The sequence below is a fragment of the Rhizobium sp. CG5 genome, assembly GCF_023701945.1.
Lineage (GTDB): Bacteria > Pseudomonadota > Alphaproteobacteria > Rhizobiales > Rhizobiaceae > Allorhizobium.
The window spans coordinates 383359-406335 of record NZ_JABAEF010000001.1; the positions used below are offsets into that span (position 1 = coordinate 383359).

23 protein-coding genes and 4 tRNA genes are annotated in these 22977 nt (G+C 61.7%); 15 read left to right on the forward strand and 12 right to left on the reverse strand.

Annotated elements, in window-relative coordinates; all coding sequences use genetic code 11:
* Positions 1-9 precede the first annotated feature (9 nt).
* The 3 genes from HGO38_RS01880 (at position 10) to recJ (ending at position 3711) form a co-directional block, all read left to right on the forward strand.
* Positions 10-1332 carry a homoserine dehydrogenase gene (locus HGO38_RS01880; protein ID WP_250954218.1) on the forward strand — a complete coding sequence of 441 codons (1323 nt, stop codon included), beginning with the start codon at positions 10-12 and terminating at the stop codon, positions 1330-1332.
* 236 nt (positions 1333-1568) lie between these two features.
* Positions 1569-1784 (forward strand): hypothetical protein, encoded by a 216-nt coding sequence (locus HGO38_RS01885; RefSeq protein ID WP_250954219.1) that lies wholly within the window; start codon positions 1569-1571, stop codon positions 1782-1784.
* A gap of 124 nt (positions 1785-1908) precedes the next feature.
* Positions 1909-3711, forward strand: a complete 1803-nt coding sequence (gene recJ / locus HGO38_RS01890; protein WP_250954220.1) for a single-stranded-DNA-specific exonuclease RecJ — start codon at positions 1909-1911, stop codon at positions 3709-3711.
* Between the two features lie 229 nt (positions 3712-3940).
* Here the strand turns inward: recJ and HGO38_RS01895 are convergent.
* The 4 genes from HGO38_RS01895 to gloA all read right to left on the reverse strand — a co-directional run bounded on the left by HGO38_RS01895 (position 3941) and on the right by gloA (position 5858).
* Positions 3941-4015 (reverse strand) — tRNA-Glu (locus HGO38_RS01895).
* Positions 4016-4231: 216 nt separating this feature from the next.
* Positions 4232-4306: transfer RNA gene (locus HGO38_RS01900), tRNA-Glu, on the reverse strand.
* Positions 4307-4517: 211 nt separating this feature from the next.
* The gene (locus HGO38_RS01905; RefSeq protein WP_250954221.1) at positions 4518-5255 is read right to left on the reverse strand and encodes a hypothetical protein; all 738 of its coding nucleotides are present in this window, start codon (positions 5253-5255) and stop codon (positions 4518-4520) included.
* Positions 5256-5417: 162 nt separating this feature from the next.
* Positions 5418-5858, reverse strand: a complete 441-nt coding sequence (gene gloA / locus HGO38_RS01910; protein ID WP_250954222.1) for a lactoylglutathione lyase — start codon at positions 5856-5858, stop codon at positions 5418-5420.
* A gap of 189 nt (positions 5859-6047) precedes the next feature.
* Here gloA and HGO38_RS01915 point away from each other — a divergent pair, with 189 nt between their 5' ends.
* The 10 genes from HGO38_RS01915 to HGO38_RS01960 all read left to right on the forward strand — a co-directional run bounded on the left by HGO38_RS01915 (position 6048) and on the right by HGO38_RS01960 (position 13877).
* Positions 6048-6626 (forward strand): cold-shock protein, encoded by a 579-nt coding sequence (locus HGO38_RS01915; RefSeq protein ID WP_250954223.1) that lies wholly within the window; start codon positions 6048-6050, stop codon positions 6624-6626.
* Between the two features lie 37 nt (positions 6627-6663).
* Positions 6664-7101 carry a DUF192 domain-containing protein gene (locus HGO38_RS01920; RefSeq protein WP_250954224.1) on the forward strand — a complete coding sequence of 146 codons (438 nt, stop codon included), beginning with the start codon at positions 6664-6666 and terminating at the stop codon, positions 7099-7101.
* 96 nt (positions 7102-7197) lie between these two features.
* A tRNA-Pro gene (locus HGO38_RS01925) sits at positions 7198-7274 on the forward strand.
* 99 nt (positions 7275-7373) lie between these two features.
* The gene (locus HGO38_RS01930) at positions 7374-7679 is read left to right on the forward strand and encodes an ETC complex I subunit (protein ID WP_250954225.1); all 306 of its coding nucleotides are present in this window, start codon (positions 7374-7376) and stop codon (positions 7677-7679) included.
* 53 nt (positions 7680-7732) lie between these two features.
* Positions 7733-7809, forward strand: a tRNA-Arg gene (locus HGO38_RS01935).
* Between the two features lie 816 nt (positions 7810-8625).
* On the forward strand, positions 8626-9138 hold the full coding sequence (locus HGO38_RS01940) for a Csu type fimbrial protein (protein ID WP_250954226.1): 513 nt from the start codon (positions 8626-8628) through the stop codon (positions 9136-9138).
* Positions 9139-9162: 24 nt separating this feature from the next.
* Complete coding sequence (locus HGO38_RS01945; RefSeq protein WP_250954227.1) at positions 9163-9591, forward strand: fimbrial biogenesis chaperone; 429 nt, start codon at positions 9163-9165, stop codon at positions 9589-9591.
* Positions 9592-9599: 8 nt separating this feature from the next.
* Positions 9600-12038: a fimbria/pilus outer membrane usher protein gene (locus HGO38_RS01950; protein WP_250954228.1), complete on the forward strand. Its 2439-nt coding sequence runs from the start codon at positions 9600-9602 to the stop codon at positions 12036-12038.
* A 19-nt stretch (positions 12039-12057) separates the two neighbouring features.
* Positions 12058-12999: a Csu type fimbrial protein gene (locus tag HGO38_RS01955; protein WP_250954229.1), complete on the forward strand. Its 942-nt coding sequence runs from the start codon at positions 12058-12060 to the stop codon at positions 12997-12999.
* Between the two features lie 134 nt (positions 13000-13133).
* Positions 13134-13877, forward strand: a complete 744-nt coding sequence (locus HGO38_RS01960; protein ID WP_250954230.1) for a thermonuclease family protein — start codon at positions 13134-13136, stop codon at positions 13875-13877.
* A gap of 88 nt (positions 13878-13965) precedes the next feature.
* Here HGO38_RS01960 and HGO38_RS01965 read toward each other — a convergent pair whose 3' ends face one another.
* The 7 genes from HGO38_RS01965 to HGO38_RS01995 form a co-directional block, all read right to left on the reverse strand.
* On the reverse strand, positions 13966-14739 hold the full coding sequence (locus HGO38_RS01965; RefSeq protein ID WP_250954231.1) for an amino acid ABC transporter ATP-binding protein: 774 nt from the start codon (positions 14737-14739) through the stop codon (positions 13966-13968).
* A gap of 15 nt (positions 14740-14754) precedes the next feature.
* Entirely contained in the window at positions 14755-15915 is a 1161-nt protein-coding gene (locus HGO38_RS01970; protein WP_250954232.1) for an amino acid ABC transporter permease, read from the reverse strand.
* A gap of 3 nt (positions 15916-15918) precedes the next feature.
* On the reverse strand, positions 15919-17112 hold the full coding sequence (locus HGO38_RS01975; protein WP_250954233.1) for an amino acid ABC transporter permease: 1194 nt from the start codon (positions 17110-17112) through the stop codon (positions 15919-15921).
* 101 nt (positions 17113-17213) lie between these two features.
* Complete coding sequence (locus HGO38_RS01980; protein WP_250954234.1) at positions 17214-18239, reverse strand: amino acid ABC transporter substrate-binding protein; 1026 nt, start codon at positions 18237-18239, stop codon at positions 17214-17216.
* A gap of 129 nt (positions 18240-18368) precedes the next feature.
* The gene (locus HGO38_RS01985; RefSeq protein WP_250954235.1) at positions 18369-18641 is read right to left on the reverse strand and encodes a hypothetical protein; all 273 of its coding nucleotides are present in this window, start codon (positions 18639-18641) and stop codon (positions 18369-18371) included.
* Positions 18642-18726: 85 nt separating this feature from the next.
* Complete coding sequence (locus HGO38_RS01990; RefSeq protein ID WP_250954236.1) at positions 18727-19890, reverse strand: FAD-dependent monooxygenase; 1164 nt, start codon at positions 19888-19890, stop codon at positions 18727-18729.
* 28 nt (positions 19891-19918) lie between these two features.
* A complete protein-coding gene (locus tag HGO38_RS01995) occupies positions 19919-20164 on the reverse strand; it encodes a zinc-finger domain-containing protein (protein ID WP_250954237.1) in 246 nt (81 codons plus the stop codon).
* Positions 20165-20348: 184 nt separating this feature from the next.
* Here HGO38_RS01995 and HGO38_RS02000 point away from each other — a divergent pair, with 184 nt between their 5' ends.
* On the forward strand, positions 20349-21131 hold the full coding sequence (locus HGO38_RS02000; protein WP_250954238.1) for an alpha/beta fold hydrolase: 783 nt from the start codon (positions 20349-20351) through the stop codon (positions 21129-21131).
* Between the two features lie 47 nt (positions 21132-21178).
* On the opposite strand, the gene HGO38_RS02005 is transcribed toward HGO38_RS02000, so the two are convergent.
* A complete protein-coding gene (locus tag HGO38_RS02005; protein WP_250954239.1) occupies positions 21179-21982 on the reverse strand; it encodes an enoyl-CoA hydratase-related protein in 804 nt (267 codons plus the stop codon).
* A gap of 75 nt (positions 21983-22057) precedes the next feature.
* On the opposite strand from HGO38_RS02005, the gene cysE reads away from it, so the two are divergent.
* Positions 22058-22876 carry a serine O-acetyltransferase gene (gene cysE / locus HGO38_RS02010; RefSeq protein ID WP_250954240.1) on the forward strand — a complete coding sequence of 273 codons (819 nt, stop codon included), beginning with the start codon at positions 22058-22060 and terminating at the stop codon, positions 22874-22876.
* Positions 22877-22977: the final 101 nt, after the last annotated feature.

Consider the following 22977-nt stretch of genomic DNA (forward strand, 5'->3'; position numbering starts at 1 on the left):
GAATGACACATGGCTGATGCCCTTCGAATTGGCATTGCGGGTCTGGGGACTGTTGGTGCCTCACTGGTTCGTATTCTGCAAACGCGCGGTGAAGCGCTGGCTGTCGCCTGCGGCCGGCCGATCCGGGTCGTTGCCGTTTCGGCGCGCAATCGCGACAAGGACCGCGGCATCGACCTTGCCGGCGTCACCTGGTTCGACGAGCCGAGCGAACTGGCGACATCCGCCGATATCGACGTTTTCGTGGAACTGGTCGGCGGTGCGGAAGGGGCAGCCGACGCCTCGGTTCGCGCCGCACTGAGCCGTGGTCTGCATGTCGTGACCGCCAACAAGGCGCTGCTGGCAAAACACGGCGTCGAACTGGCGCGCATGGCGGAAGAAAAAGGGCTGCTGCTCAACTATGAAGCCGCGGTCGCCGGCGGTATTCCTGTCATCAAGACGCTTCGCGAATCCCTGACGGGCAATGGTTTTTCGCGCGTCTACGGCATCATGAACGGCACCTGCAACTACATCCTGACGCGGATGGAGAAGGAAGGCTTGAGCTTCGTGGCCTGCCTGAAAGAGGCGCAGCGCCTCGGCTATGCCGAAGCGGACCCGACCTTCGATATCGAGGGCAATGACACCGCCCATAAGCTCGCCATCCTGACGACGCTGGCGTTCGGCAGCGAGATTGCCGCCGACCAGATCTATCTGGAAGGCATCCGCAATATCTCGATCGACGATATTCATGCCGCCGCCGATCTTGGCTACCGGATCAAGCTGCTCGGCGTCGCCCAGCGCACCGAGACCGGCATCGAACAGCGCGTGCATCCGACCATGGTGCCGCTTGATTCGGTGATTGCCCAGGTTGACGGCGTGACCAATGCCGTGGCGCTGGAATCCGATATCCTCGGCGAATTGCTGATGGTCGGCCCCGGCGCCGGCGGCAATGCCACGGCGTCGGCGGTGCTCGGCGACATTACCGATATCGCCAAGAGCCGGCCGGGCGCCCAGCAGGTGCCGGTGCTCGGTCGTCCGGCCCATCTGCTCGAGCCTTATCGCCAGGCCGAGATGCAGAGCCATGAGGGCGGTTACTTCATCCGCCTGACGGTGCAGGACCGCACGGGCGTCTTTGCCAGCATCGCCACCTCCATGGCCGAGAATGGCATTTCGCTGGAATCGATCGTGCAGCATTCCAAGCAGCCGGTCGGCAAGGACGCGCCGCAGACCATCATTCTCGTCACCCACGCGACGATGGAATCCTCGGTACGCAAGGCCGTGGCAGCCATCAAGGGCGAGGGCTATCTGGTCGGCGAGCCGCAGGTCATCCGCATCGAACGGCCGAAGACCGCGTGACCAGCAAGCGGCAATAGGACCGGCATGGTCCCGTTCGTGACAAAGTCTCTGGCCCCTTGATCGAGCGCGGCAAGCGCTCGATCACAGTATTCGGCAATATCATGCTCTGCCCCGCAAGACTCTAAACGCTCGCGTTTCAGGAAAACTGTGTCAAAAAAGGTCAGTCGCCTCTCGCGTACCTGACGAATCTGAGATATACGAAAGGTTCATTCAAGGTCCTGGGGAGGAGCCTTTTCATGTTTCATCAAAGCAAGCCTGCGCCGGGTGGCGCGTCCTATCCGCTGTTGGGCGACCGATTCGTCGGGCCTTGGTCTTCCATCGAGCCCATTCCATCTGCCACCCGATCGTCCGAGGATGACGATTTCGAAGGGACCAGGAACTGGTCCGTGATCCTGGTGTTCGCCTCGGTGCTGGTTCCCGCCTTCGCTGTCCTTGCCGCCATCATTCTCTAGATCCTGTCGGTTGAGTGCCGCGGCCCGCCGGTGAGGGCGTGCTGATGATGTCCGTTGCTTTGCGGGCTGGTCATTTTTCTGCCAGCCTGTAGAAGACGTCGACAGACAGCATTGGCGAGTGGACATGGCAGAACCTGTTGATCCCGTACCCCGCGCATTTCTCGGCGTCGAGCGTTCCGCGACCGGCCAGCGCTGGGTATCGCGTCCCGATCAGGCGGCGCAGAACCGTGCACTGGCCATGGCGCAGCAGCACGGCCTGCCCGAACTGGTGGCGCGGGTGCTGGCGGGGCGGGGTGTCGGCGTTGACGAGGCGCCCGCATTTCTCGATCCGACGATCCGCAGCCTGATGCCGGATCCGTCGTCTCTTACCGATTGCGACAAGGCCGCCGCACGGCTCGAGCGCGCCATCCGGAATGGCGAGCGGGTGGCGATCTTCGGCGACTACGATGTCGACGGGGCGGCGTCTTCGGCGCTGCTCTACCGGTTTCTCGTCCATTTCGGGGTGACTGCGGAAATCTACATTCCCGACCGGATTTTCGAAGGCTATGGACCCAATGCGGCCGCGATCGGCCAGTTGATCGATCGTGGTGCCGGGCTGATCGTCACCGTCGATTGCGGCTCGACGAGCCATGAGGCGCTGGCGGAAGCGGCAACGCAAAAAATCGATGTCGTGGTGATCGACCATCACCAGATGGGCCACGAAATGCCGGTCTGTCATGCGCTTGTCAATCCGAACCGGGAGGACGATCTGTCGGGGCAGGGGCATCTGTGTGCCGCCGGCGTGGTCTTCATGGTGCTGGTCGCAACGCTCAGGCTGCTGCGCGAAAAGGGTCATCCGCAGGCCCGCTCGCTCGATCTTCTGGCCTGGCTCGATCTGGTTGCGCTGGCGACGATCTGCGACGTGGTGCCGCTGAAAGGGCTTAACCGCGCCTATGTGGTCAAGGGGCTGGTGGCCGCCCGCCACATGAACAATGCCGGCCTTGCCGCATTGTTGAAAGTGGCGGGTATCGGCGGACCGGTGACGCCCTATCATTTCGGGTTCCTGGTCGGGCCGCGTATCAATGCCGGCGGGCGGATCGGCGATGCGGCGCTGGGCAGCCGTTTGCTGACGCTGGATGACGGCAGCGAGGCCGAGACGATTGCCGTGCAGCTGGACGATCTCAATCGCCAGCGGCAGGCCCTGGAAGTGGTGATGCTGGCCGAAGCGGAGGCCGAGGCGCTGGCCGAATATGGCAATGCCGAGACGGCATCGGTCATCGTCACGGCACGGGAAAACTGGCATCCGGGCATTGTCGGGCTGCTGGCCGCGAGATTGAAGGAGAAATTCCAGCGCCCGGCCTTTGCCATCGCCTTTGATCTAAACGGCAAGGGCAGCGGCTCCGGCCGATCGATCGCCGGATTCGATATCGGCCGCATGGTGCGGGCCGCCGTCGATGCCGGCCTGCTGGTCAAGGGCGGCGGCCACGCCATGGCGGCGGGCCTGACCGTGGAGCGGGCCAAACTCGGTCTGCTCAGGGCGTTTTTCGACGAGGCGTCACAGACCGCCGTCATGGCGCTGGCCGCCAATCGGTCCTTGAAGATCGACGGTGCCCTGAGTGCCTCTGGCGCAACGCTCGCGCTTGTCGACCAGATCGAGACGGCCGGCCCGTTCGGCTCGGGCCATCCGCAGCCGATCTTTGCGGTTCCGGCGCACCGCATCCGCGATGCGCGGCCGATCGGCACCAATCATGTCAAGGTGACCCTGGAGGCACCGGATGGCACGCGGCTGGAAGGGATTTCTTTCCGTGCCGCCGATACGCCGCTCGGCGATCTGCTGCTGAATGGCCGCGGCAGCCAGGTGCATGTCGCCGGTTCTTTGAGCGCCGATCACTGGCAGGGCACCCGGCGCATCCAGATCCGTATCATCGACGCGGCACCGGCGCTTTAGCGAGTCTTGCCTGTCGCAATGCGTTGTATTCTGGTGGCTTGCCATGCCGGCGGCTGCAGATTAGCGTGCCTGCTCTTGGCCAATACTACGGGAGACGTTTCTGCTCTAGCCCGAACCGGGTTTGTCTTTCGGCTGCGCGGACACGGAAAGGCCCTGCAGCCGCAATTCCCGCAGCATCCGACGGAGCCGGATTGTTCAGTAGAGCCCGAATGTTCAGGAGGAGAAGGAGTGGCACGCCCTAGGGGAGTCGAACCCCTCTTCCCAGAATGAAAATCTGGTGTCCTAACCGATAGACGAAGGGCGCGTGCGCTCCGTGGCGCCCTTATAGTCAGGGGCTCTGAAAGCCGCAAGCGGAATCTTGCTGTTTTTCCACTGGGATTTTGAAAAACTTTGCAGCGTGAGTGAGCCCGAAATGCAGGGCACGGGACCGTCCCGAAACAGGCAGAAAATCCCTGCAATCAGCTTTGTCGAAGCCGGTTTCACAGCGCAATCTGCTATGCACAAAATGGGGGAGAAGGAGTGGCACGCCCTAGGGGAGTCGAACCCCTCTTCCCAGAATGAAAATCTGGTGTCCTAACCGATAGACGAAGGGCGCGTGCGCTCCGTGGCGCCCTTATAGTCAGACCGTTCCGATCCGGCAAGCGTCAATTTCGGTTTTTTATCAAAAAAATGACAGCTGTGAACAAGCGCTGGATCGGCACAATTTTCCAAGGCGAATCAGGCTGTTGGGCGCGGATCACGGTTCAGCCGGCGACCGCACTCTCTGGCGACCCATGATGCAGAATGTGCTGGCTTTGCGGCTTCGGCTAGCGGCTGGCGGCCGTCTCGGATGCGGCGTTGCGTCGGTGCAGGCGGCGCAGCACGGAGCCTTTCTTTTTCTTGACGCCCGGCGCCAGGACGGGCTCGGCCGGCACCGGCTCGGTCGCCGCCGTCGGCTGTTCTGCCTTTGCGTCGACGGCTGCGCTTAGGGCAGGCGGTTCAGGCTCCACCGGTCTCCTGTGAACTGGCTTGTCGGCCGGTTCTTCCTGAATGGCCGCGCCGGGCGGCAGACTGAAGACGCTGGCAAAGGCGGGATTGATGCCGCCGCGCACCGGCATGTCCTGGGGCACCAGGCTGGCGACCGCGGCTTCGGCGACCGGCGGCTGCCCCTCAAGCTCGGCGGCCGGATCGGCACCGTATTGCGGGGGATTGGTCGAAAAAATGCTGGAATTGCCGGCATGGATCCCGGTCGGCTGGACGATTAGCGCTGCCATGTCATTTTGCGGTGACGCGTCCGGGGCTGCTGCGGCGTCGGTGTTGCCGGACCATTCGGGGGTCGGCTCATAGGCAGATGCGACCATGGGGTCGACATATCCGGTCTTGGCACCCTGGGCACCCTTGGCCTTGGTCTGGTTCTCGGCCGGATCGACGGGGACAATCGGCAGGTCGGCGTCGCCGATGGCGGCGCTTTCCTTCGATGTGGTGGCACAGCCGCCAAGAAGGAGCGCCGACAGGGCGACGCAGGCGGCAAGGCTGATCTCTCTGACCGCTTTCCGATGTCCCATGGCTGACCGCATCGCGCAAACTTTCCAAGGTCCGGGTCCCTAGCTGCGAGAACCCTTTCACAAGGGCACTCGCCACCGCCGCAGGCCGGACGTCCATTCCAACGCCCAGAGCGTTTTCTGGGCGTCAGAATGACGGAACAATCTTGCGCGAGGCCGGATCGCCTACCAGGCGCCGGTATTGGCCATGGACGTCCAGGGTTCTGCCGGAGCCAGGCTCTCGCCCTTCTGGAGAATTTCGATCGAGATACCGTCCGGCGAGCGCACGAAGGCCATGTGGCCGTCGCGGGGCGGGCGGTTGATGGTGACGCCGTTTTCCATCAGTTTCGCGCAGGTGGCATAGATATCGTCGACCTCATAAGCCAAATGCCCGAAATTGCGACCGCCGGTATAGTCTTCCGGATCCCAGTTGTAGGTCAGTTCGAGGCAGGGCGCCTTGTCCGTGTGGGCGGCCTCCATGTCTTCTGCTGCGGCCAGGAAGATCAGCGTGAAGCGTCCCTTGTCGTTTTCGATGCGACGAACCTCGGCCAGGCCGAAAAGTTCGCAATAAAATCGCAGCGACGCATCCAGATCTTTCACCCTGACCATCGTGTGCAGATATCGCATAGTTCATCTCCTGTTTGTTTGTTTCGATATGGGTCAGGCTTCAGCCTGGAGCAAGGCAAGAGCTTCAGAAAAGCATCTGGGTATATTTTAAACTAGGGCTTGCGCGGAACCGTTGCCGGAATGTTAATCTGTTCATCAAGAATCAGTTAACTGTCACAATGTGTCGCGTAATCGAGGGGCGGGTAGAAGATGGCGGACAGGATTTCATCGAAGGAAATTCTTGATTTCGACGAGTTGGCCAACGAACCGGTCGATCTCATCGAAATCACCGGCGTTGTCAAATGGTTCGACGTGGCCAAGGGCTTCGGTTTCATCGTTCCCGACAACGGCATGCAGGACGTTCTGTTGCATGTGACCTGCCTGCGGCGCGACGGTTTTCAGACCATTCTCGAGGGCACGCGCATCGTTGCCCTGGTGCAGCGGCGCGAACGCGGCTACCAGGCGTTCCGCATTCTGTCGATGGACCAGTCGACGGCCGTTCATCCCTCGCAGATGCCGCCCGTTCGCACCCATGTGCAGGTGACGCCGTCGAGCGGCCTTGAGCGCGTCCTGGTCAAATGGTTCAATCGCACCAAGGGCTTTGGCTTCCTGACGCGCGGCGAGGGCACCGAAGATATCTTTATCCATATGGAAACGCTGCGGCGTTTCGGCCTCACAGAGCTTCGCCCCGGCCAGACCGTGCTGGTGCGGTTCGGCAATGGCGACAAGGGCCTGATGGCGGCTGAGATCCATCCGGACAATCCCGGTCCTGCAAGTCTGGCGCACTGAGATGAGGGCGCTAGAGACCTGGTTGAAGAGCGCCGTCATGGCGCTTTTTTTGCTTCTGCCGAGCTTTGCCCTGGCGCAGGCACTGCAATTTGACACTGGCCAACTGACGATCCTGACGGCGTCCGGTTCGCGCCACGCGTTCACGGTCGAACGCGCCATCACGCCGGCCGAGCGCGAAGTCGGCCTGATGCACCGCACCGAGCTTGGCGCCGACCGCGGCATGCTGTTCGACTTCGGCACGCCCCGCACCGTGATGATGTGGATGAAGAACACGCCGCTGCCGCTCGACATGCTGTTCATCGACGACACGGGCCTGGTGATCCGCGTCGAATCGCGCACCACACCGTTTTCGGAAAACATCATTGCCTCCGGCGGCGTCGTCCGGTTCGTGCTGGAAATCAACGGTGGCCGGGCCGAAGCGCTGGGGATTGCAGCGGGAGACCAGGTCGTCGAAGGGCTTGGCGACGCTCGATGAGCGCTTTCAGGCTTAATGTGCATGGGTTCGAGAAAAGCGGATTTTGCTGTTGCGGCCAAGGGATGAACCGTGTATCTCCGCTCATGATTGCCGTAGCGGAGTGTAGCGCAGCCTGGTAGCGCATCTGGTTTGGGACCAGAGGGTCGGGAGTTCGAATCTCTCCACTCCGACCATTCGGCAAGGCGGTTTTTCCGCCTGCAGAAAAATGACTGCGATCATGAGGGATTAAGAGAGGCGGCTCTCTGATCCTGTCGATAGGGAGCTTTATGGGAATGTCTGCCAAGATCTATCGCCCCGCCAAGACCGCCATGCAGTCCGGCAAGGCAAAAACCCATATCTGGCTGCTGGAATTCGATCAGGCAGCTCCCCGCAAAATCGAACCGATCATGGGTTATACCGGCTCGGCCGATACCCGCCAGCAGCTCAAGCTGACGTTTGAAACGCTGGAGCAGGCCGAGGCCTATGCGACGCGCAACGGGATCGAGTACCGGGTGATCCTTCCCAAGGAAGCCAACCGACAGGTTGTGTCTTATACCGACAATTTCCGCTTCAACCGGATTCAGCCCTGGACTCACTGACGCTGATCAGCGTCTGGGTCCGCGGCTCGGTTTGTTCGGCTGATACCGGACAGGGCCCCTTAGCTCAGCTGGATAGAGCACCTGCCTTCTAAGCAGGTTGTCGCAGGTTCGATTCCTGCAGGGGTCGCCATTCTTCTCTTCTGCCTTCTCGTTGACGCATTAATCCTCGGCGGTCCGGTCGCCTGTGAACGGCGCTTTTGCGCCGCTGGTTTGCAGCTTTTTACGATAGGCTTGTCAGGCCCATATGGCCTCGACGGGGACGCCGAGGCCTTGTGCCGCGAATCAGTTCGTGTAAAAAGCCCTACTCGCTTCGTCAAATGGGCTCCGTTCTGAAACGGAAGCGCTGCCATTGTTCATTTAAGCGCAATTTTCCACGGTTGAAATCCGCTGGTATACTCACGGGCAATACAATGTATTGCAACCTGTCTCAAAGAGCCGGTTGCAATCGAAATGCGTTGAACGCGGTTCTGCTGCGATTAGCGGCGCTTTGGATTTGACGCTGAAGCATCCTATTCGCGACGCGCATTGGGAAAACGTCGCCGTTGACCGATCCAATCTACAGTTCGGTACTGCGACGCCTGAGCTGCCGTTTCGGATGCAGGAACGGGGGATGATAGTATCAGCCCTGATCCGCAGGTTTCCATTTCATACTGGGTGGAACCGGGGTTCATTTAATAAAATTATTTTTGATCTGTGTATATGTTGTCGCTGTATGGCCTTGTAAAGCGTAGGCATTTAGATCGTGGATGTTTATATATTGTATATTGAGGAATATATTATGTATTAAAATAATGAGATCGTTTTTTAGTAAAATGTATATTTGGAATTAATCAGAAATAAACGATTTTTAACACTTTGTTAATGTCTGAGGCCGAAAAGAGGGGTGGCGAAAACGCCGATATATACCCCTGCGCAGATGAATTGCGCTCATTCGAGGATCTTCATGATGAAGCTTACCATCCCAGCCGCGACAGCTGCCGTCGCTCTCCTGCTCTCCTCCACCACTGCATTCTCCCAAACACAGACGGGCGACATGGCCGTGTCGATGACCGTTGCCGCTGAATGCACGATTGCAACCGAAGCGCTGGCCTTCGGCACAGTTGGCATCATCGACACCAATATCGATGCTGAGGCAGACCTCACGGTGCAGTGCACCTCTGGCTCGGCCTACCAGATCTCGCTTAGCGACGGTGCTGGTGATGGTGCCACAACGGCTGCCCGTTTGCTGACCAACACGGTGACCATCGCCGACACGGCGACCTACTCGCTCTACCAGGATGCCGGTCGTGCCACCTTGTGGGGCAATACCGCCGGTACCAACACGGTCGACAGCGACACTGCAACCGGTGCCGATGAAGTCATCACCGTTTATGGACGGGTCGATTCGGGCCAGAACGTAGCCACCGGTACCTACCAGGATACCGTGGTTGCGACGATCAGCTACGGCACCGGTCTCTAAGCGACCAACGACGAGGATAACACTATGACCTACTTGCGCCTTATTGCTGCAGGCCTGGCCGTGTGCCTGTCGGTGGGTACCGCTGACGCAGCTACGCTGCGTGTTTCACCGATCGGGCTCGACCTGAAAATGGGAGCCTCGGCCTCCACCGTGCGGCTGTGGAACGAAGCGCGTACAGCGACCAGTGTCCAGGTTCGGATTTTCCGCTGGACCAAAGTCAATGGCAAGGAGAGGCTCGATCCGACCCAGGATGTGGTGGCCAGCCCGCCGATCACCAAGCTCGCCCCGGGGACCGAAAACCTCATCCGGGTCGTGCGCGTCAGCAAAACACCGGTCAGCGGTACCGAAGCCTACCGGCTTGTGATCGACGAACTGCCTGATCCCAGCAAGAAAGTCCCAGGTCAGGTCAATGTGATGATCCGGCACTCGATCCCCGTTCGCTTCTCCGAATAGGGCGTCCTGTGACAAGACCAATCGGCCGTGCGCTGGTCATCGGTGCGCTTGCCATGCTCGCCTGGCCGCTTGGCGCAGTGGCGGGATCAGGGACACAATCCCCGGATCCCGCCATCGTGGCGGATCAGGCCCCGGCTGCCACGGCGACCGGGCTCGATCTCTTTCTCGCCGTATCGGTCAACGGGGTCCAAACCGAACTTGTCGCGGCCTTCCATCAGGATGCTGACGGCACCCTTAGCATCGAGGCTACCCAACTGCGCAATGTCGGGATCCTGCCGCAGGCGAATGCCAAGATGGCCAATGGCCATATTCGGATCGACCGTCTGGCGTCGGTGCGTTACGTCTATGATGAACTCAACCAGAGTATTGCCTTTACCGCCGGTGACGGCCAGCGCGCGCCGCGGATTGTCGACGCAAAGGCGCCGAAGCGCGGTGCCGACAAGAAGCAGGCACGGCTGCAAGCCCAGTCCTCCTATGGGGCGCTGATGAATTATTCTCTGCGGGGCACCGTGGATAATTCCGGCAGCGACGAACGTTACGCCGTTTCCGGTGTCAGCGGTACGTTCGAGGCGCGGGCCTTCGGGCCAATGGGCGTGGTCACCAACAGCTTCATCGCCAGCACATCCGACAGTTGGTATTATGATTCCACCCGGCTCGAAAGCACCTGGAGCTATTCCGACGAGTCGTCGATGATCACGTATAATGCCGGGGATATCATTACCGGCGGACTGGGCTGGACGCGCTCCAGCCGCCTCGGTGGCGTGCAGATACAACGCAATTTCGACCTGCGCTCGGATCTGGTGACGTTTCCGGTGCCCTCGATGTCCGGCAGCGCTGCGGTTCCCTCGACGGTCGACGTCTATCTCGACAATGCGCGACGCTTCACGAGCCAGGTCGATTCCGGTCCTTTCGAAGTCACCAACCTACCGATCGTCGATGGCACGGGCACTGCCCGTGTCGTGGTGACCGACGCACAAGGAAATGAAGTCACCACCGAATCCGACTTCATCGCCTCCAATAAACTGCTGTCGCCCGGCCTGCAGGATTTCTCGGCCGAAGTCGGGTTCGCGCGGCTGAACTACGGCGTGAGTTCGAACGACTACGATCAGCGACCCTATGCCTCGGCAACGGCGCGGTCCGGCATCACCCGATGGATGACCCTGGAGGGCCATGCCGAGGGCGGCGAAGATCTGTTGAACGGCGGCTTCGGCGCGGTGTTTGCCTCGCGCTTGCTCGGCGTCGTGTCGATATCTGCCGCCGGCAGCCTCAGCACAGGCGAGCCGGGCAGGCAATTGGGCCTGTCGCTGGAGCGGGATTTCTGGGGCGTCCATCTTAATGCCCGGCTGCAGCGCAGTTTCGGCAATTATCAGGATATCGCCTCCATCACGGCGGATGATCAGGAGGCCGGCTCCCAGAGCCTGTCGAGGTCTTCCGATCCGCCGCGGGCGCTCGAACAGATCTCCGCCTCGGTGCCGTTGAGGTTCGACGAGTCCAATATCAACTTCAGCTATACCCATTACGAATATACCGACGGGGATGAAAGCCGCATTCTCGGCATCTCCTACAACCGCCCGGTCTTCAATGGCAGCACGTTCTCGGTCTCCGCCATCAAGGATTTCGAGGATCAGGGATTTGGGCTCTATGCCAGCCTGATCATTCCCATCGGCGCCAAGGAGACGGCGACAACCTCGGTTTCCAACCAGGATGGCGATCTCTCCATCACCGAGCGGGTAACCCATTCGCAGGGCCAGCAGATCGGCGACTATGGCTGGAGCGTGGCGCGGCAGCAGTCCGACGATGCGCTGACCTCGGCTTCGGCAAGCTACCGGACGCCCGCCGCCAATGTCACGGCGCGGGTCGATGTGCGCGACGATTCAAACCGTGCAACGATCAACATGGATGGCGCCGTGGTCGCCTCGGGAGGCGGGGTGTTCGTTTCCAACCAGATCCACGACGCCTTTGCCGTTGTCGATGCCGGTGCGCCTGGTGTCGAAGTGCAATATGAAAACCGCCCGGTCGGCGTGACGAACAGCGCCGGCAAGCTGCTGCTGCCGCGCCTTCGCTCCTATGAGAGCAACCGTATCTCGATCGATCCGACCAATCTGCCGCTTGATGCGGTGGTCAACAATACCCGCGACGTGGTCATGCCGGCCGACCGGTCCGGCGTTGTCGTCAAGTTCGACGTGGATACCGATGCCAATGCCGCGCTGGTGAGTTTTACCATGCCGAACGGCGAGCCGGTGCAGATGGGGGCCATCGGCAAGATGGCAGCGCAAGCGGAGCCGTTCATCATCGGCTACGACGGCCAGGCGCTGGTCGAAAACCTTGTGGCCGTCAATCATGCCAGCATCACCCTGCGCGATGGCAGCGTCTGCGTCGCGACATTCCGATACAAAGCCGATCCCGGCAAACAAGTGAGTATTCGCGATGCGATATGTCAGCCTTAAACTCCTCAGAGCCGCCGTCATGCTGGCTGCATTGCTGTCGGTCGTCCAGGGGGCGACGATCACCACGGCGGCCGCTGCCAGTTGCAGCGCCAGCATCGATGCGCTGAACTTCGGCAATGTCGATACGCTGGCGGGATCGAGTGCCGACGGCACCGCGCAGGTCACGATTAGTTGCGATGACGTCGATACCTCCGAGACGGTGGTGACGGTGTGCGGCAATTTAGGTGCCGGGAGCGGCGGCGCCTCCGGCAATGTCCGGCATATGCTGTCGGGTGCGGACGAACTCGACTACCAGCTCTATGGCGATAGCGGCCACGGCGCATCCTGGGGGAGCTACAATGATACGACGCTCGGGCAACCGAAGACCATCCAGCTTTCGGCATCCGACGGCACGGCCAGCGGCAGTGTGACGGTCTATGGCGCTGTCAGCGGCGGGCAGACATCCGCCTCGACCGGCTCCTACCTGTCGTCCTTCAGTGGTTCCAATGCGTCCTTCTACTATGCGGAAGGCAGTTCGCTGGATTGTGCCGCACCCACCAGTGGAACCTTGACCCAGGCAGACTTTACCGTGGAGGCCAGGGTGGATGCCAATTGCCTGATCGAGATCGAGGACATCGATTTCGGCACCCATGGCATCATCGACCAGGAGGTGACGGCAACCGGCGGCGTGGATGTCACCTGTACGCCGGGCACCAGCTACTCCGTCTCCATGGACGGCGGGCTGACCGGTGCCACCAATCCGGAACAGCGCCTGATGCAATCGGGCAGCGATACCATCGCCTATGGACTTTATTCCGACGCCAGCCACAGCACGCCGTGGGGCTCGGCCAGCACCGACCTGGTCGCAGGCACGGGAGCCGGCTCCGTGGAATCCCTGCCGGTCTATGGCCGGGTCGAACCGCAATCCGCAGCACCCGGCCAATATAGCGACACCGTCGTCGTGACCATTACCTACAACTGATAGAAAGCCACTTTGCGTGGCTCTCCCTCGGGTCCCGTTCGGCCCTGCCATCGGCGTCGATTATCCACAGGCCGTGCCAACCTTTCGGAAACCCTTTGGCGGTGATAATGGAGGGGTCCGAAAAGGGTTTCTCCATGTCCTCATCCGCCACAGCGAAAAGACGGCCGCGCAAGCGCCGCAAACCGACACCTGCGAAGACCGGCGGCGCCGGGCTGTGGCCCTGGCTGGCGGCGCTGGTCGTGGTGGCGGGCGGTATTGCGATGTACGAGAACCGCGCCGATGTCGCGGCCCTTGTCGCGCAGCACCTGCCGTCTGGCGACCGGAAAGAGCCGGTACGCAGCCGGGTGACCGAGCGATCGGCGGAGCGGCCCGCCAAGCCCGCGACAGCGCCGTCGCCTGTCAAGCCAACGCCGCCGCGGGCCAAGGATCCGGCCGTCGCGGATAAGTCACCCGTGCCGCCAGCGGCAATTGGGCCTGATCAGCCGCGGCCACCTGTGCCGGACGGCCGCCCGGTTGATACGCCGCCGCTCGGTCGCGGTTATACCGCCAAATTCTATTTCTGCGGCACGTCGGGGCTCGACAATTGCGTGGTCGACGGCGACACGTTCTGGCACCAGAAGACCCGGATCGAGCTTGCCGATATCGTGGCGCCAGAGACGGAGCGGGCCAAATGCCAGCAGGAGCGCGACCTCGGCTTTGCCGCCAAGGTGCGGCTGCGCGATCTGCTCAATGCCGGTGCCTTTGAATTGACGGTTCTGAAAGGCCAGGGCGATGCGTCGCAACGGGTCGTGACGCGCGGCGGCCGTTCGCTGGGCGCCATGCTGGTCTCGGAAGGGCTCGCCCATCCGAGACTGGGCAAGCCGCGGCCGTGGTGCTGATCGATACCTATCATCTCCACGAAAAAACCCGCCGCGGCAGGAGCCGGGCGGGCTGATGGTCAAAGCGGCAAAGCCGCACTGCAACAGGTCAGTGCAGGATCTGGCTCAGGAACAGCTTTGTGCGTTCATGCTGCGGATTGTCGAAGAATTCGGCGGGCGAATTCTGTTCGACGATCTGGCCCTGGTCCATGAAGATGACCCGGTTGGCCACCTGGCGGGCAAAGCCCATCTCGTGGGTGACGCAGAGCATGGTCATGCCTTCTTCGGCAAGGCCGACCATGGTGTCGAGCACTTCCTTGATCATTTCCGGATCGAGCGCCGAAGTCGGCTCGTCGAACAGCATGATCTTCGGGTTCATGCAGAGCGAGCGGGCAATCGCCACGCGCTGCTGCTGGCCGCCCGACAGCTGGCCCGGATATTTGTTGGCTTGCTCGGGGATCTTGACGCGCTTCAGGAAGTGCATGGCGATCTCTTCGGCCTGCTTCTTGGGCATCTTGCGCACCCAGATCGGGGCGAGTGTGCAGTTTTCCAGGATGGTCAGGTGCGGGAAGAGGTTGAAGTGCTGGAACACCATGCCGACTTCGCGGCGCACTTCGTCGATCTTCTTCAGGTCGTTGGTCAGTTCGATATTGTCGACGAAGATATTGCCGGACTGGTGTTCCTCCAGCCGGTTGATGCAGCGGATCATCGTCGACTTGCCCGAACCCGAGGGGCCGGCGATGACGATGCGCTCGCCGCGCATGACTTTCAGGTTGATGTCGCGCAGCACGTGGAAGTCGCCGTACCATTTGTTCATGGAGACGATTTCGACAGCCACGTCGGTGTCGGAGACGGTCAGTTTCTTGGGTTGGGCGTCAGCCATGGTTTTCCCCTTGAGTTATCGTTTGTGGCCGGTGTCGAGATGGCGCTCCATGAAGCCCGAATATCGCGACATGCTGAAGCAGAAGATCCAGAAGACGAATCCGGCAAAGACCAGGCCGGTGAGCGGCGTGACCGGAGACGCCCAGCTGGCATCGGTGAAGTTGAGGCGGACAATGCCAAGCAGGTCGAACATGCCGATGATCGACACCAGGGACGTATCCTTGAAGAGGCCGATAAAGGTGTTGACGATGCCGGGAATGACCAGCTTGATGGCCTGCGGCAGCACGATCAGCCGGGTCTTCTGCCAGTAGCCGAGACCGAGCGAATCGGCCCCTTCATACTGCCCCTTGGGGATGGCCTGCAGGCCGCCGCGGATGACCTCGGCCATATAGGCGGAGGCAAACAGGGCGACGCCGACCAGGGCGCGCAGGAAGTTGTCGATCGTCCAGCCGGTCGGCAGGAAGAGCGGCAGCATGACATTGGCCATGAACAGCACGGTGATCAGCGGCACGCCGCGGATGACCTCGATGAACACCACGCAGAGCGTCTTGACCACCGGCATTTGCGAGCGGCGACCGAGCGCCAGCAGGATACCGACCGGCAGCGACACGGCAATCCCGACGAAGGACAGGATCAGCGTCACCATCAGGCCGCCCCACAGCGGGGTTTCCACTTGGGTCAGGCCGAAGACGCCGCCCGACAGCAGGAAGAAGGCGATGATCGGGAAGACAACGAAGAGCAGAAGGGCATTGAGGCCCTTGCGCGGCAGTTTCGGCATCAGCAGTGGCGTCAGAAGCACGACGAACAGGACGGCCACCAGCATGACGCGCCAGCGTTCATCCAGCGGATAGCGACCGAACATGAACTGCTCGAAGCGATCCCCCACGAAGGCCCAGCAGGCGCCGCTCCAGCCTTCCGGCCGGATGCCGCCGCTCTGCACCACCGTGGCGCAGACCGAGCGATCCGAACCGATCCAGGCGGCCTGGATGAACAGCCAGTTGATGGCGCCGGGAAGCGAGGTGGCCAGGATGAAGATAGCAATCACCGTCAGGACGACGTCCTTGGGCGTGGCGAGCAGATTGGTCCTGATCCAGCCGGATACATTGCGGTTGCTCAAGGGAGCCGGCTCGGGTGCCAGCATTTCGGTTCTGACGAAGGAGATTTCCTTGGTTTTCATGGTCTATCTCTCCACCAGGGCCATCTTGGCATTGAACCAGTTCATGAACAGCGACGTGGCGATACTGATGGTCAGATAGACGACCAGCCAGATCGAGACGATCTCGATCGCCTGGCCCGTCTGGTTCATCGTCGTGCCGCCGGTCGATACCAGTTCGGGAAAACCGACCGCAACGCCCAGCGAGGAATTTTTGGTGAGGTTCAGATACTGGCTGGTCAGCGGCGGGATGATGATCCGCATGGCCTGCGGAACCACGACCAGCCGTGTGGTCGCCGTCGGCTGAAGGCCGAGGGCCGAGGCTGCTTCCGTCTGGCCCTTGGACACGCCGCGGATGCCGGCGCGGATGATCTCGGCGATGAAGGCGGCGGTGTAGAAGGACAGCGCCAGATAGAGGGCGACGAATTCCGGCGCGACGACCGATCCGCCGGTCAGGTTGAATTTGCCGGCAATCGGGTAATCGAAGCTGAGCGGTGCGCCGACGGCCAGAAAGGCAACGAGCGGCAGGCCGATGACCAGGGCTGCAACGGTCCAGACCGTATGAAACTGTTGGCCGGTCCTCATCTGGCGCTGCTTGGCCCAGCGGGCGATGGCAACCGAGGCGATGATGGCGACCAGGAGGGCGGCCGGAATGACCCAGCTGTTTTCGCCCCAGATCGGTTTCGGGAAGGCGAAACCGCGATTGTTGAGGAAGGTGTTGAAGGGCAGATGCAGCGAATCGCGCACCTGCGGCAGTGCGGACAGCACGCCGCTATACCAGAAGAAAATCACCAGCAGCGGCGGGATGTTGCGGAAGACCTCGACATAGACCGTGCAGAGCTTGGCGACGAGCCAGTTCTTCGACAGGCGTCCGATGCCGATGATGAAGCCGATGATCGTTGCGGTGATGATGCCGGTCACGGCCACCAGAAGCGTGTTCAGCAGGCCGACGATGATGGCGCGGCCGTAGGTCGAATCGCTGGAATAGGCGATCAGCGAGGTTCCGACATCGAAACCGGCGCGTCCGTTCAGAAAAGCGTAGCCCGATGCGGTGTTCGAGCGGGCGAGGTTGGTCGAGACGTTATGGCTGATCGTCCAGATGGCAAGAACGACCACAATGGCGGTCAGAACCTGGAAGAAGATGCTGCGCACCTTCGGGTCGTATATCAGGGAGCTTCTGGATGCCCCTGGCGACGATGCATGAATGGCATGATCTGTCATGCGTTGCCCTATCCCCTGTGACCACTTTGGGTCTTTTTGTTTTTGTTCCGACGTTTCAGACAAACAAGGCGGCCGAAGCCGCCTTGTTGTCTAACCGATGCTTAGCGGATCGGCGGTGCGTATTGCAGGCCGCCCTTGGACCACAGCGCGTTGAGGCCGCGCTCGATTTTCAGCGGCGTGTTGACGCCGATGTTACGCTCGAAAACTTCGCCGTAATTGCCGACGGCCTTGACGATGTTGTAGGCCCAGTCGTTGGTCAGGCCGAGGTCGGTGCCGATCTTGCTGTCGGCTTCGGCGCCGAGGAAGCGCTTGATGTCCGGGTTGGTCGAGGCCTTCATTTCGTCGACATTGGCCTGGGTGATGCCGAACTCTTCAGCCTGCACCATGGCATACTGCGTCCACGACACGATATCGAACCACTTGTCGTCGCCCTGGCGAACGGCCGGGCCAAGCGGCTCCTTGGAGATGATTTCCGGCAGGATGATATGCTCGTCCGGGTTGGACAGGGTCAGGCGGATCGAATAGAGACCCGACTGGTCGGTGGTGTAGACGTCGCAACGGCCAGCCTGGTAGGCGGCGTTCACTTCTTCGAGCTTTTCGAAGACGACCGGGTTGTACTGCAGGTTGTTGGCCTTGAAGTAGTCGGCAAGGTTCAGTTCGGTCGTGGTGCCGGACTGTACGCACACGGCAGCGCCCGACAGTTCGAGAGCCGACTTTACGTTGAGGCTCTTCGGGACCATGAAGCCCTGGCCGTCATAGTAGTTGACGGTGCGGAAGTTGAAGCCGAGCGCGGTGTCACGGCTGATGGTCCAGGTGGTGTTACGCACCAGAACGTCGACTTCGCCGGACTGAAGAGCCGTGAAACGGCTCTGAGCGGTCGTCGGGGTGTACTTGACCTTGGTTGCGTCGGCGAAGACTGCAGCGGCGATGGCCTTGCAATAGTCAACGTCGAAACCGGTCCAGTTGCCGGAGGCGTCTGGCGATGCGAAGCCGGCAAGACCGGTGTTCACGCCGCATTGTACGAAGCCTTTTGCCTTCACGTCGTCAAGGGTGGCAGCAGATGCAGCCGATGCGCCAAATCCCAGGACCGCAGCGCCCAGGGCGGCTGACAGGAGCTTATTGTTCATTTTTCCCAACCTTTTATCTGTTTTCTTTTCCATCTTACCGGCGGCCATATCGGACATAGTCCGGCCACCCGTCTGCTCGCGGCCCTCCCGGTGCGAGCAGACCTATCACAGTCTGAAATGGCCGCAGGGTCAAGTGTTGATGCCGATAATTGAGGCGAAACGGACAAAATCGGAAAAAGCGATTGAAAAACAGGCAGAAAATATTGGATTGATCACGGCTCTGATTAAAAAAAAGACGTTTGCAAGCGCTTTGGATGGCGTTTCTGTCCGGCCGGGCGGACGCCTTGATGGCGTGACCTGGCCGGAGCGGGCCATCACAAATCGGGGTTCTCCCATTGCCAAAAAAGGCTCTTTGGGACCATTGAAGACAGGAAAAAGGGCAGGGCTCCGTCGGGCGGTCACGTCGGTCTCAATCCGCCTGTCGGGCAAGCCTGCAAGGGCAGCAAGGCCGATCTCGAACGAGGGTTTACCGCCATGCCGTCTGAACTCAGCCCTTGGCCTGATAGCCGTAGAGCCAGTCCAGATCCTGGGCGAGGCTCTGGGGAGCGCGCAGCGACAGGACCAGATCCCGCCCGATCCGAATCGGACCACGGGCATGATAGGCAAATTTGTTAAAGGCGCCGCGGCTGCGCACCCGGGCGGCGCGCGCCTGCCGGATGGTTTCGTAAGCCGCAAGCGCTTGCGGCAGGGGCTGCGTGGCGACAAGCCCGGCAAGTTCGAAGGCATCCTCGATCGCCATGGCGGCACCCTGGGCGGAAAAGGGCATCATGGCATGGGCCGCGTCGCCGATCAGCGCCGTGTCCCGGCCGTTTTGCCAGCGGCCGGCACTGGCCTGATAGAGCGGCCACAGGTTGGGGCGCTCGGCCAGGTCGAGCAGGTCGCGAATCGCCCTGTTCCAACCGGCAAATTGCGCCATCAAGCCGGCGCGCTGGGCCGCAGATCCTTCGGCTAGAAAAGTTTCTCCCGGGCTGATGCCGGCGGCAATCGCCACGATGTTGAAGCCGTCGATTTCCTTCAAGGGATAGCTGACCAGATGGGTCTGCGGGCCGAGAAAGGCGGTGACGCTATGCCTGTCGAGAAAGGCCGGTGCCGTGCTGCCGGGAATGGTGAAACGCCAGGCGATATTGCCGGAAAAGGCAACGCTCGGGCTGCCGGGAATGCGGGCGCGAAGGCCCGACCAGGCGCCATCGGCGCCCACCAGCAGATCGGGCCTGTCCGGCATGGCGGCGAGCAGGTCGTCTGCGGTCGATGTCTCGATGCGGTGCCCGAGCTCCAACCGGCAGAGCGGATTGCGCAGCACAGCCGTCAGCAGGGACTGCTGCAAGGTGGCGCGGTGGACGACACCATAAGGCGCGCCCCAGCGTTGGCGGGCAAAGGCGCCGGAGGGAATGGATGCGAGCGGTTTCAGCGACACGCCGGAGACCAGCTGGATTTCAGCCGGTTCGAGCCAGTGCTGTTCAAGGTCTTCCAAAACCCCTAGCTGGCGCAGGATCCGCGACGCATTGGGGGAGATCTGCAGGCCGGCGCCGACTTCGCCGAGTTGCTGCGCCTGCTCGACAATACGCGATGAAATGCCGTGCCGGGCGAGCGATAGGGCAGCCGTCAGGCCAGCCATGCCGGCCCCGACGATCACCGCAGACTTGATGGACATGATGTTGCCGATCGAAATGGCTTCGGTGTCAGGCGGCCTTGACGTGGAAGATGCAGCCGGGCGGGTTGGTCTGTTCGGCCTTCAGGGTCGCATTGTAGCGATAGAGCGTCGAGCAGTAGGAACAGACCTTCTCGGTGTCGTGGCCAAGGTCGATAAAGATGTGCGGATGGTCGAACGGGGCGGATGCGCCCGTGCACATGAACTCCTTGACGCCGATTTCGATGACCTGGTGCCCGCCGTCGTTCTGGAAGTGGGGAATGGTATGCCCGGCCATAAGTGCGTCTCCGAATGCTTCATTGTTGCGGCGGACATTATCGTCCTTCCTTCAAAATGTGTAGAGCCAAACAGGCGATGAACCCACAGAAAATCGTCAGGTGCGGGGTTTGACCGCAGGGCATCAATCAATATTGTGCCGGCCAAAGCATCCTCTTCCCTCTCTCTGCATGCGGATCGACCTGATGAACCTGACAGCGCCGGCGTTTTCCCTCTTTTATCACGACGGGCTGCAACTGGCCTATTTCGACGAGGGCGACCCGCTCGGCCTGCCGGTGCTGATGATCCATGGGTTCGCCTCGACGGCTTTGGTCAACTGGGTCCATCCGGGTTGGCTGAAGACGCTTGGCGATGCCGGCTACCGGGTGATCGGCATCGACAACCGCGGCCACGGGGCCAGTGACCGGCCGCATGATGCCGAGGCCTATCATCCCTCGTTGATGGCGGCGGATGCGGCAGCCCTCTTGACCCATCTTGGCATCGATCGCGCCCATATCATGGGCTATTCGATGGGGGCCCGCATCTCGGCCTTCATGGCGATGGAGCATCCGCAGCGGATCCGATCCCTTGTATTCGGAGGGCTTGGCATTGGGCTTTGCGACGGGGTCGGCGACTGGGACCCGATCGCCGAGGCGCTGCTGGCGCCGTCGCTTGCCGAGGTGACCCACGAGCGCGGCCGGATGTTCCGGGCCTTTGCCGAACAGACCCGCAGCGACCGCTTCGCGCTGGCCGCCTGCATCCAGACATCGCGGGTTCTGGTCGACCGCGCCGATATCGCCAAGGTCGATCTGCCGACGCTGATTGCCGTCGGCACCAAGGACGATATCGCCGGATCGGGGCAGGAGCTGGCGGCGCTGATGCCGCATGCGACGGCCATCGACATTCCCGACCGCGACCACATGCTGGCCGTCGGCGACCGGGTGTTCAAGAAGGCGGTCCTCGAATTTTACCGGAGCGTCGGCAACTGAGCGGGGCAGGCGACGAACGGTGTTCCGCGCGGTCTGAGGCCAACGGTTCATCGGCCGGTAAAGACTGGTTTTCGACGCTCGGCGAAAGCGGCGCGGCCTTCGGCGTAATCGGCGCTGTCGAAGGTGGCGGCACCGATCACCTCAGCCTCGCGCAGCAGGTCGTCGTCCTGCTGCAGGGCGGCGCGCAGGGCCAGCTTCGAGGCCTGGACCGACAGGGGTGCGTTGCCGGCGATGGTCTCGGCCAAGGAAAAGGCTGCGGCGTCCAGGGCGTCCGCCGCCACCAGTTCCAGCAGGAAGCCGCTGCTGAGCAGTTCCGTCGCCTTCATCGGCTGGCCGGTAAACAGCGCCTTGCGGGTCAGTTGGACGCCCAGCGACTGGATGAAATCCTGGATGGCGTCGGCGGGATAGGCAAGGCCCAGCCTTGCGGCCGGCACGGCGAAGGTGGCGGTGTCGTCGGCAATGCGGATATCGCAGGCGGCGGCCAGCCCGAAACCGCCGCCGTAGCAGATGCCGCGAATGGCGGCGATCACCGGCACGCGGGCATCGCGGATGGCGGCGAAGGCGGCACTGTTCTGCGCCTCATAGAGGCGGGCTGTTGCGGCATCCTTGCGCACGGACGGAAACTCGGAAATGTCGGCGCCGGCGCTGAAATCCTGGCGCCCGGCGCCGGTCAGCACGATGGCGCGGGCCTGGCCCTCAGCTGTCAGCCAGTGGATCGCTTCGGGAATGGCCCGCCACATGGCCGCCGACAGGGCATTCTTGCGCTGCGGATTGTCGATGACCAAAATGCCGCTGCCGTGCTGGCTTGCGGCGCGAAGGGCGCCCGCTGCGAAATCGCGTGTCTGCTCCATTGGCAATTGGCCCATTTATGTTGTTTCAAGGATGCTCTATATAATAGAACCGTTGCGCACTTGAGGAGACCGACGATGGCCGCAAAGACCGAATACATGCTTGGCGAGCACGTCAAGTCGATGGACCCGATCTGGGACAGCCTGAAGAGCGAGGCGCGTGTCGCGGCGGATCGCGACCCGATGCTGGCAGCCTTCTTCCATTCCACCGTGCTCAGTCATCGTTCGCTGGAGGAGTGCGTCGTCTACCGGATCTGCGAGCGTCTCGATCATAGCGACGTTCCGGCGATCGTGCTGCGCCAGGCGTTTGAGGAGATGCTGGCGGACTGGCCGGAGTGGGGCGCCATTTTGCGCGTCGACATCCAGGCGTTCTACGACCGCGATCCGGCCTGCACGCGCTTCCTTGAGCCGGTCCTCTATTTCAAGGGGTTTCATGCCATCCAGACCCATCGGCTGGCCCATTGGCTGTGGAGCCGGGGGAGGCGCGATTTCGCGCTCTACCTGCAGAGCCGCTCGTCGAATGCCTTTCAAACCGACATCAACCCGGCCGCCCATATCGGCAAGGGCATCTTCCTCGACCACGCGACCGGCCTCGTGGTCGGCGAAACGGCGCGCATTGGCGACAATGTCTCGATCCTGCATGGGGTGACGCTCGGTGGGACCGGCAAGGAGGGCAGCGACCGCCACCCGAAGATCGGCGACGGCGTTCTGATCGGCGCCGGTGCCAAAGTCCTCGGGAATATCGAGGTTGGCTGCTGCTCGCGCATCGCCGCCGGCTCCGTAGTGCTGAAACCCGTCCCCAAGGGGTCGACGGTTGCCGGTGTTCCGGCACGGGTGGTGGGCGAGGCCGGCTGTGCCGAGCCGGCCCGGTCGATGGACCAGATCCTGCGGGACTGACCTGACCTGCCGCGCGCTGGAGGGCGAGAATGTCCTTTGCCGTCTTTACAGGCGGGTTTGGCCCATGCGACAAGCGGCGCGATTTGAATCGCGGATGGAGA

What these genes read in the sequence shown, in the direction of transcription:
- recJ (WP_250954220.1), top strand. Translation starts at nt 1,909, where the DNA reads ATGGCAGAACCTGTTGATCCCGTACCCCGCGCATTTCTCGGCGTCGAG.
- HGO38_RS01960 (WP_250954230.1), top strand. Translation starts at nt 13,134, where the DNA reads ATGTCCTCATCCGCCACAGCGAAAAGACGGCCGCGCAAGCGCCGCAAA.
- HGO38_RS01880 (WP_250954218.1), top strand. Translation starts at nt 10, where the DNA reads ATGGCTGATGCCCTTCGAATTGGCATTGCGGGTCTGGGGACTGTTGGT.
- HGO38_RS01955 (WP_250954229.1), top strand. Translation starts at nt 12,058, where the DNA reads ATGCTGGCTGCATTGCTGTCGGTCGTCCAGGGGGCGACGATCACCACG.
- HGO38_RS02005 (WP_250954239.1), bottom strand. Translation starts at nt 21,982, where the DNA reads ATGGAGCAGACACGCGATTTCGCAGCGGGCGCCCTTCGCGCCGCAAGC.
- HGO38_RS01905 (WP_250954221.1), bottom strand. Translation starts at nt 5,255, where the DNA reads ATGGGACATCGGAAAGCGGTCAGAGAGATCAGCCTTGCCGCCTGCGTC.
- HGO38_RS01990 (WP_250954236.1), bottom strand. Translation starts at nt 19,890, where the DNA reads ATGTCCATCAAGTCTGCGGTGATCGTCGGGGCCGGCATGGCTGGCCTG.
- HGO38_RS02000 (WP_250954238.1), top strand. Translation starts at nt 20,349, where the DNA reads ATGAACCTGACAGCGCCGGCGTTTTCCCTCTTTTATCACGACGGGCTG.
- HGO38_RS01930 (WP_250954225.1), top strand. Translation starts at nt 7,374, where the DNA reads ATGTCTGCCAAGATCTATCGCCCCGCCAAGACCGCCATGCAGTCCGGC.
- HGO38_RS01915 (WP_250954223.1), top strand. Translation starts at nt 6,048, where the DNA reads ATGGCGGACAGGATTTCATCGAAGGAAATTCTTGATTTCGACGAGTTG.
- cysE (WP_250954240.1), top strand. Translation starts at nt 22,058, where the DNA reads ATGGCCGCAAAGACCGAATACATGCTTGGCGAGCACGTCAAGTCGATG.
- HGO38_RS01995 (WP_250954237.1), bottom strand. Translation starts at nt 20,164, where the DNA reads ATGGCCGGGCATACCATTCCCCACTTCCAGAACGACGGCGGGCACCAG.
- HGO38_RS01940 (WP_250954226.1), top strand. Translation starts at nt 8,626, where the DNA reads ATGAAGCTTACCATCCCAGCCGCGACAGCTGCCGTCGCTCTCCTGCTC.
- HGO38_RS01970 (WP_250954232.1), bottom strand. Translation starts at nt 15,915, where the DNA reads ATGAAAACCAAGGAAATCTCCTTCGTCAGAACCGAAATGCTGGCACCC.
- gloA (WP_250954222.1), bottom strand. Translation starts at nt 5,858, where the DNA reads ATGCGATATCTGCACACGATGGTCAGGGTGAAAGATCTGGATGCGTCG.
- HGO38_RS01965 (WP_250954231.1), bottom strand. Translation starts at nt 14,739, where the DNA reads ATGGCTGACGCCCAACCCAAGAAACTGACCGTCTCCGACACCGACGTG.
- HGO38_RS01975 (WP_250954233.1), bottom strand. Translation starts at nt 17,112, where the DNA reads ATGACAGATCATGCCATTCATGCATCGTCGCCAGGGGCATCCAGAAGC.
- HGO38_RS01980 (WP_250954234.1), bottom strand. Translation starts at nt 18,239, where the DNA reads ATGAACAATAAGCTCCTGTCAGCCGCCCTGGGCGCTGCGGTCCTGGGA.
- HGO38_RS01885 (WP_250954219.1), top strand. Translation starts at nt 1,569, where the DNA reads ATGTTTCATCAAAGCAAGCCTGCGCCGGGTGGCGCGTCCTATCCGCTG.
- HGO38_RS01920 (WP_250954224.1), top strand. Translation starts at nt 6,664, where the DNA reads ATGGCGCTTTTTTTGCTTCTGCCGAGCTTTGCCCTGGCGCAGGCACTG.
- HGO38_RS01945 (WP_250954227.1), top strand. Translation starts at nt 9,163, where the DNA reads ATGACCTACTTGCGCCTTATTGCTGCAGGCCTGGCCGTGTGCCTGTCG.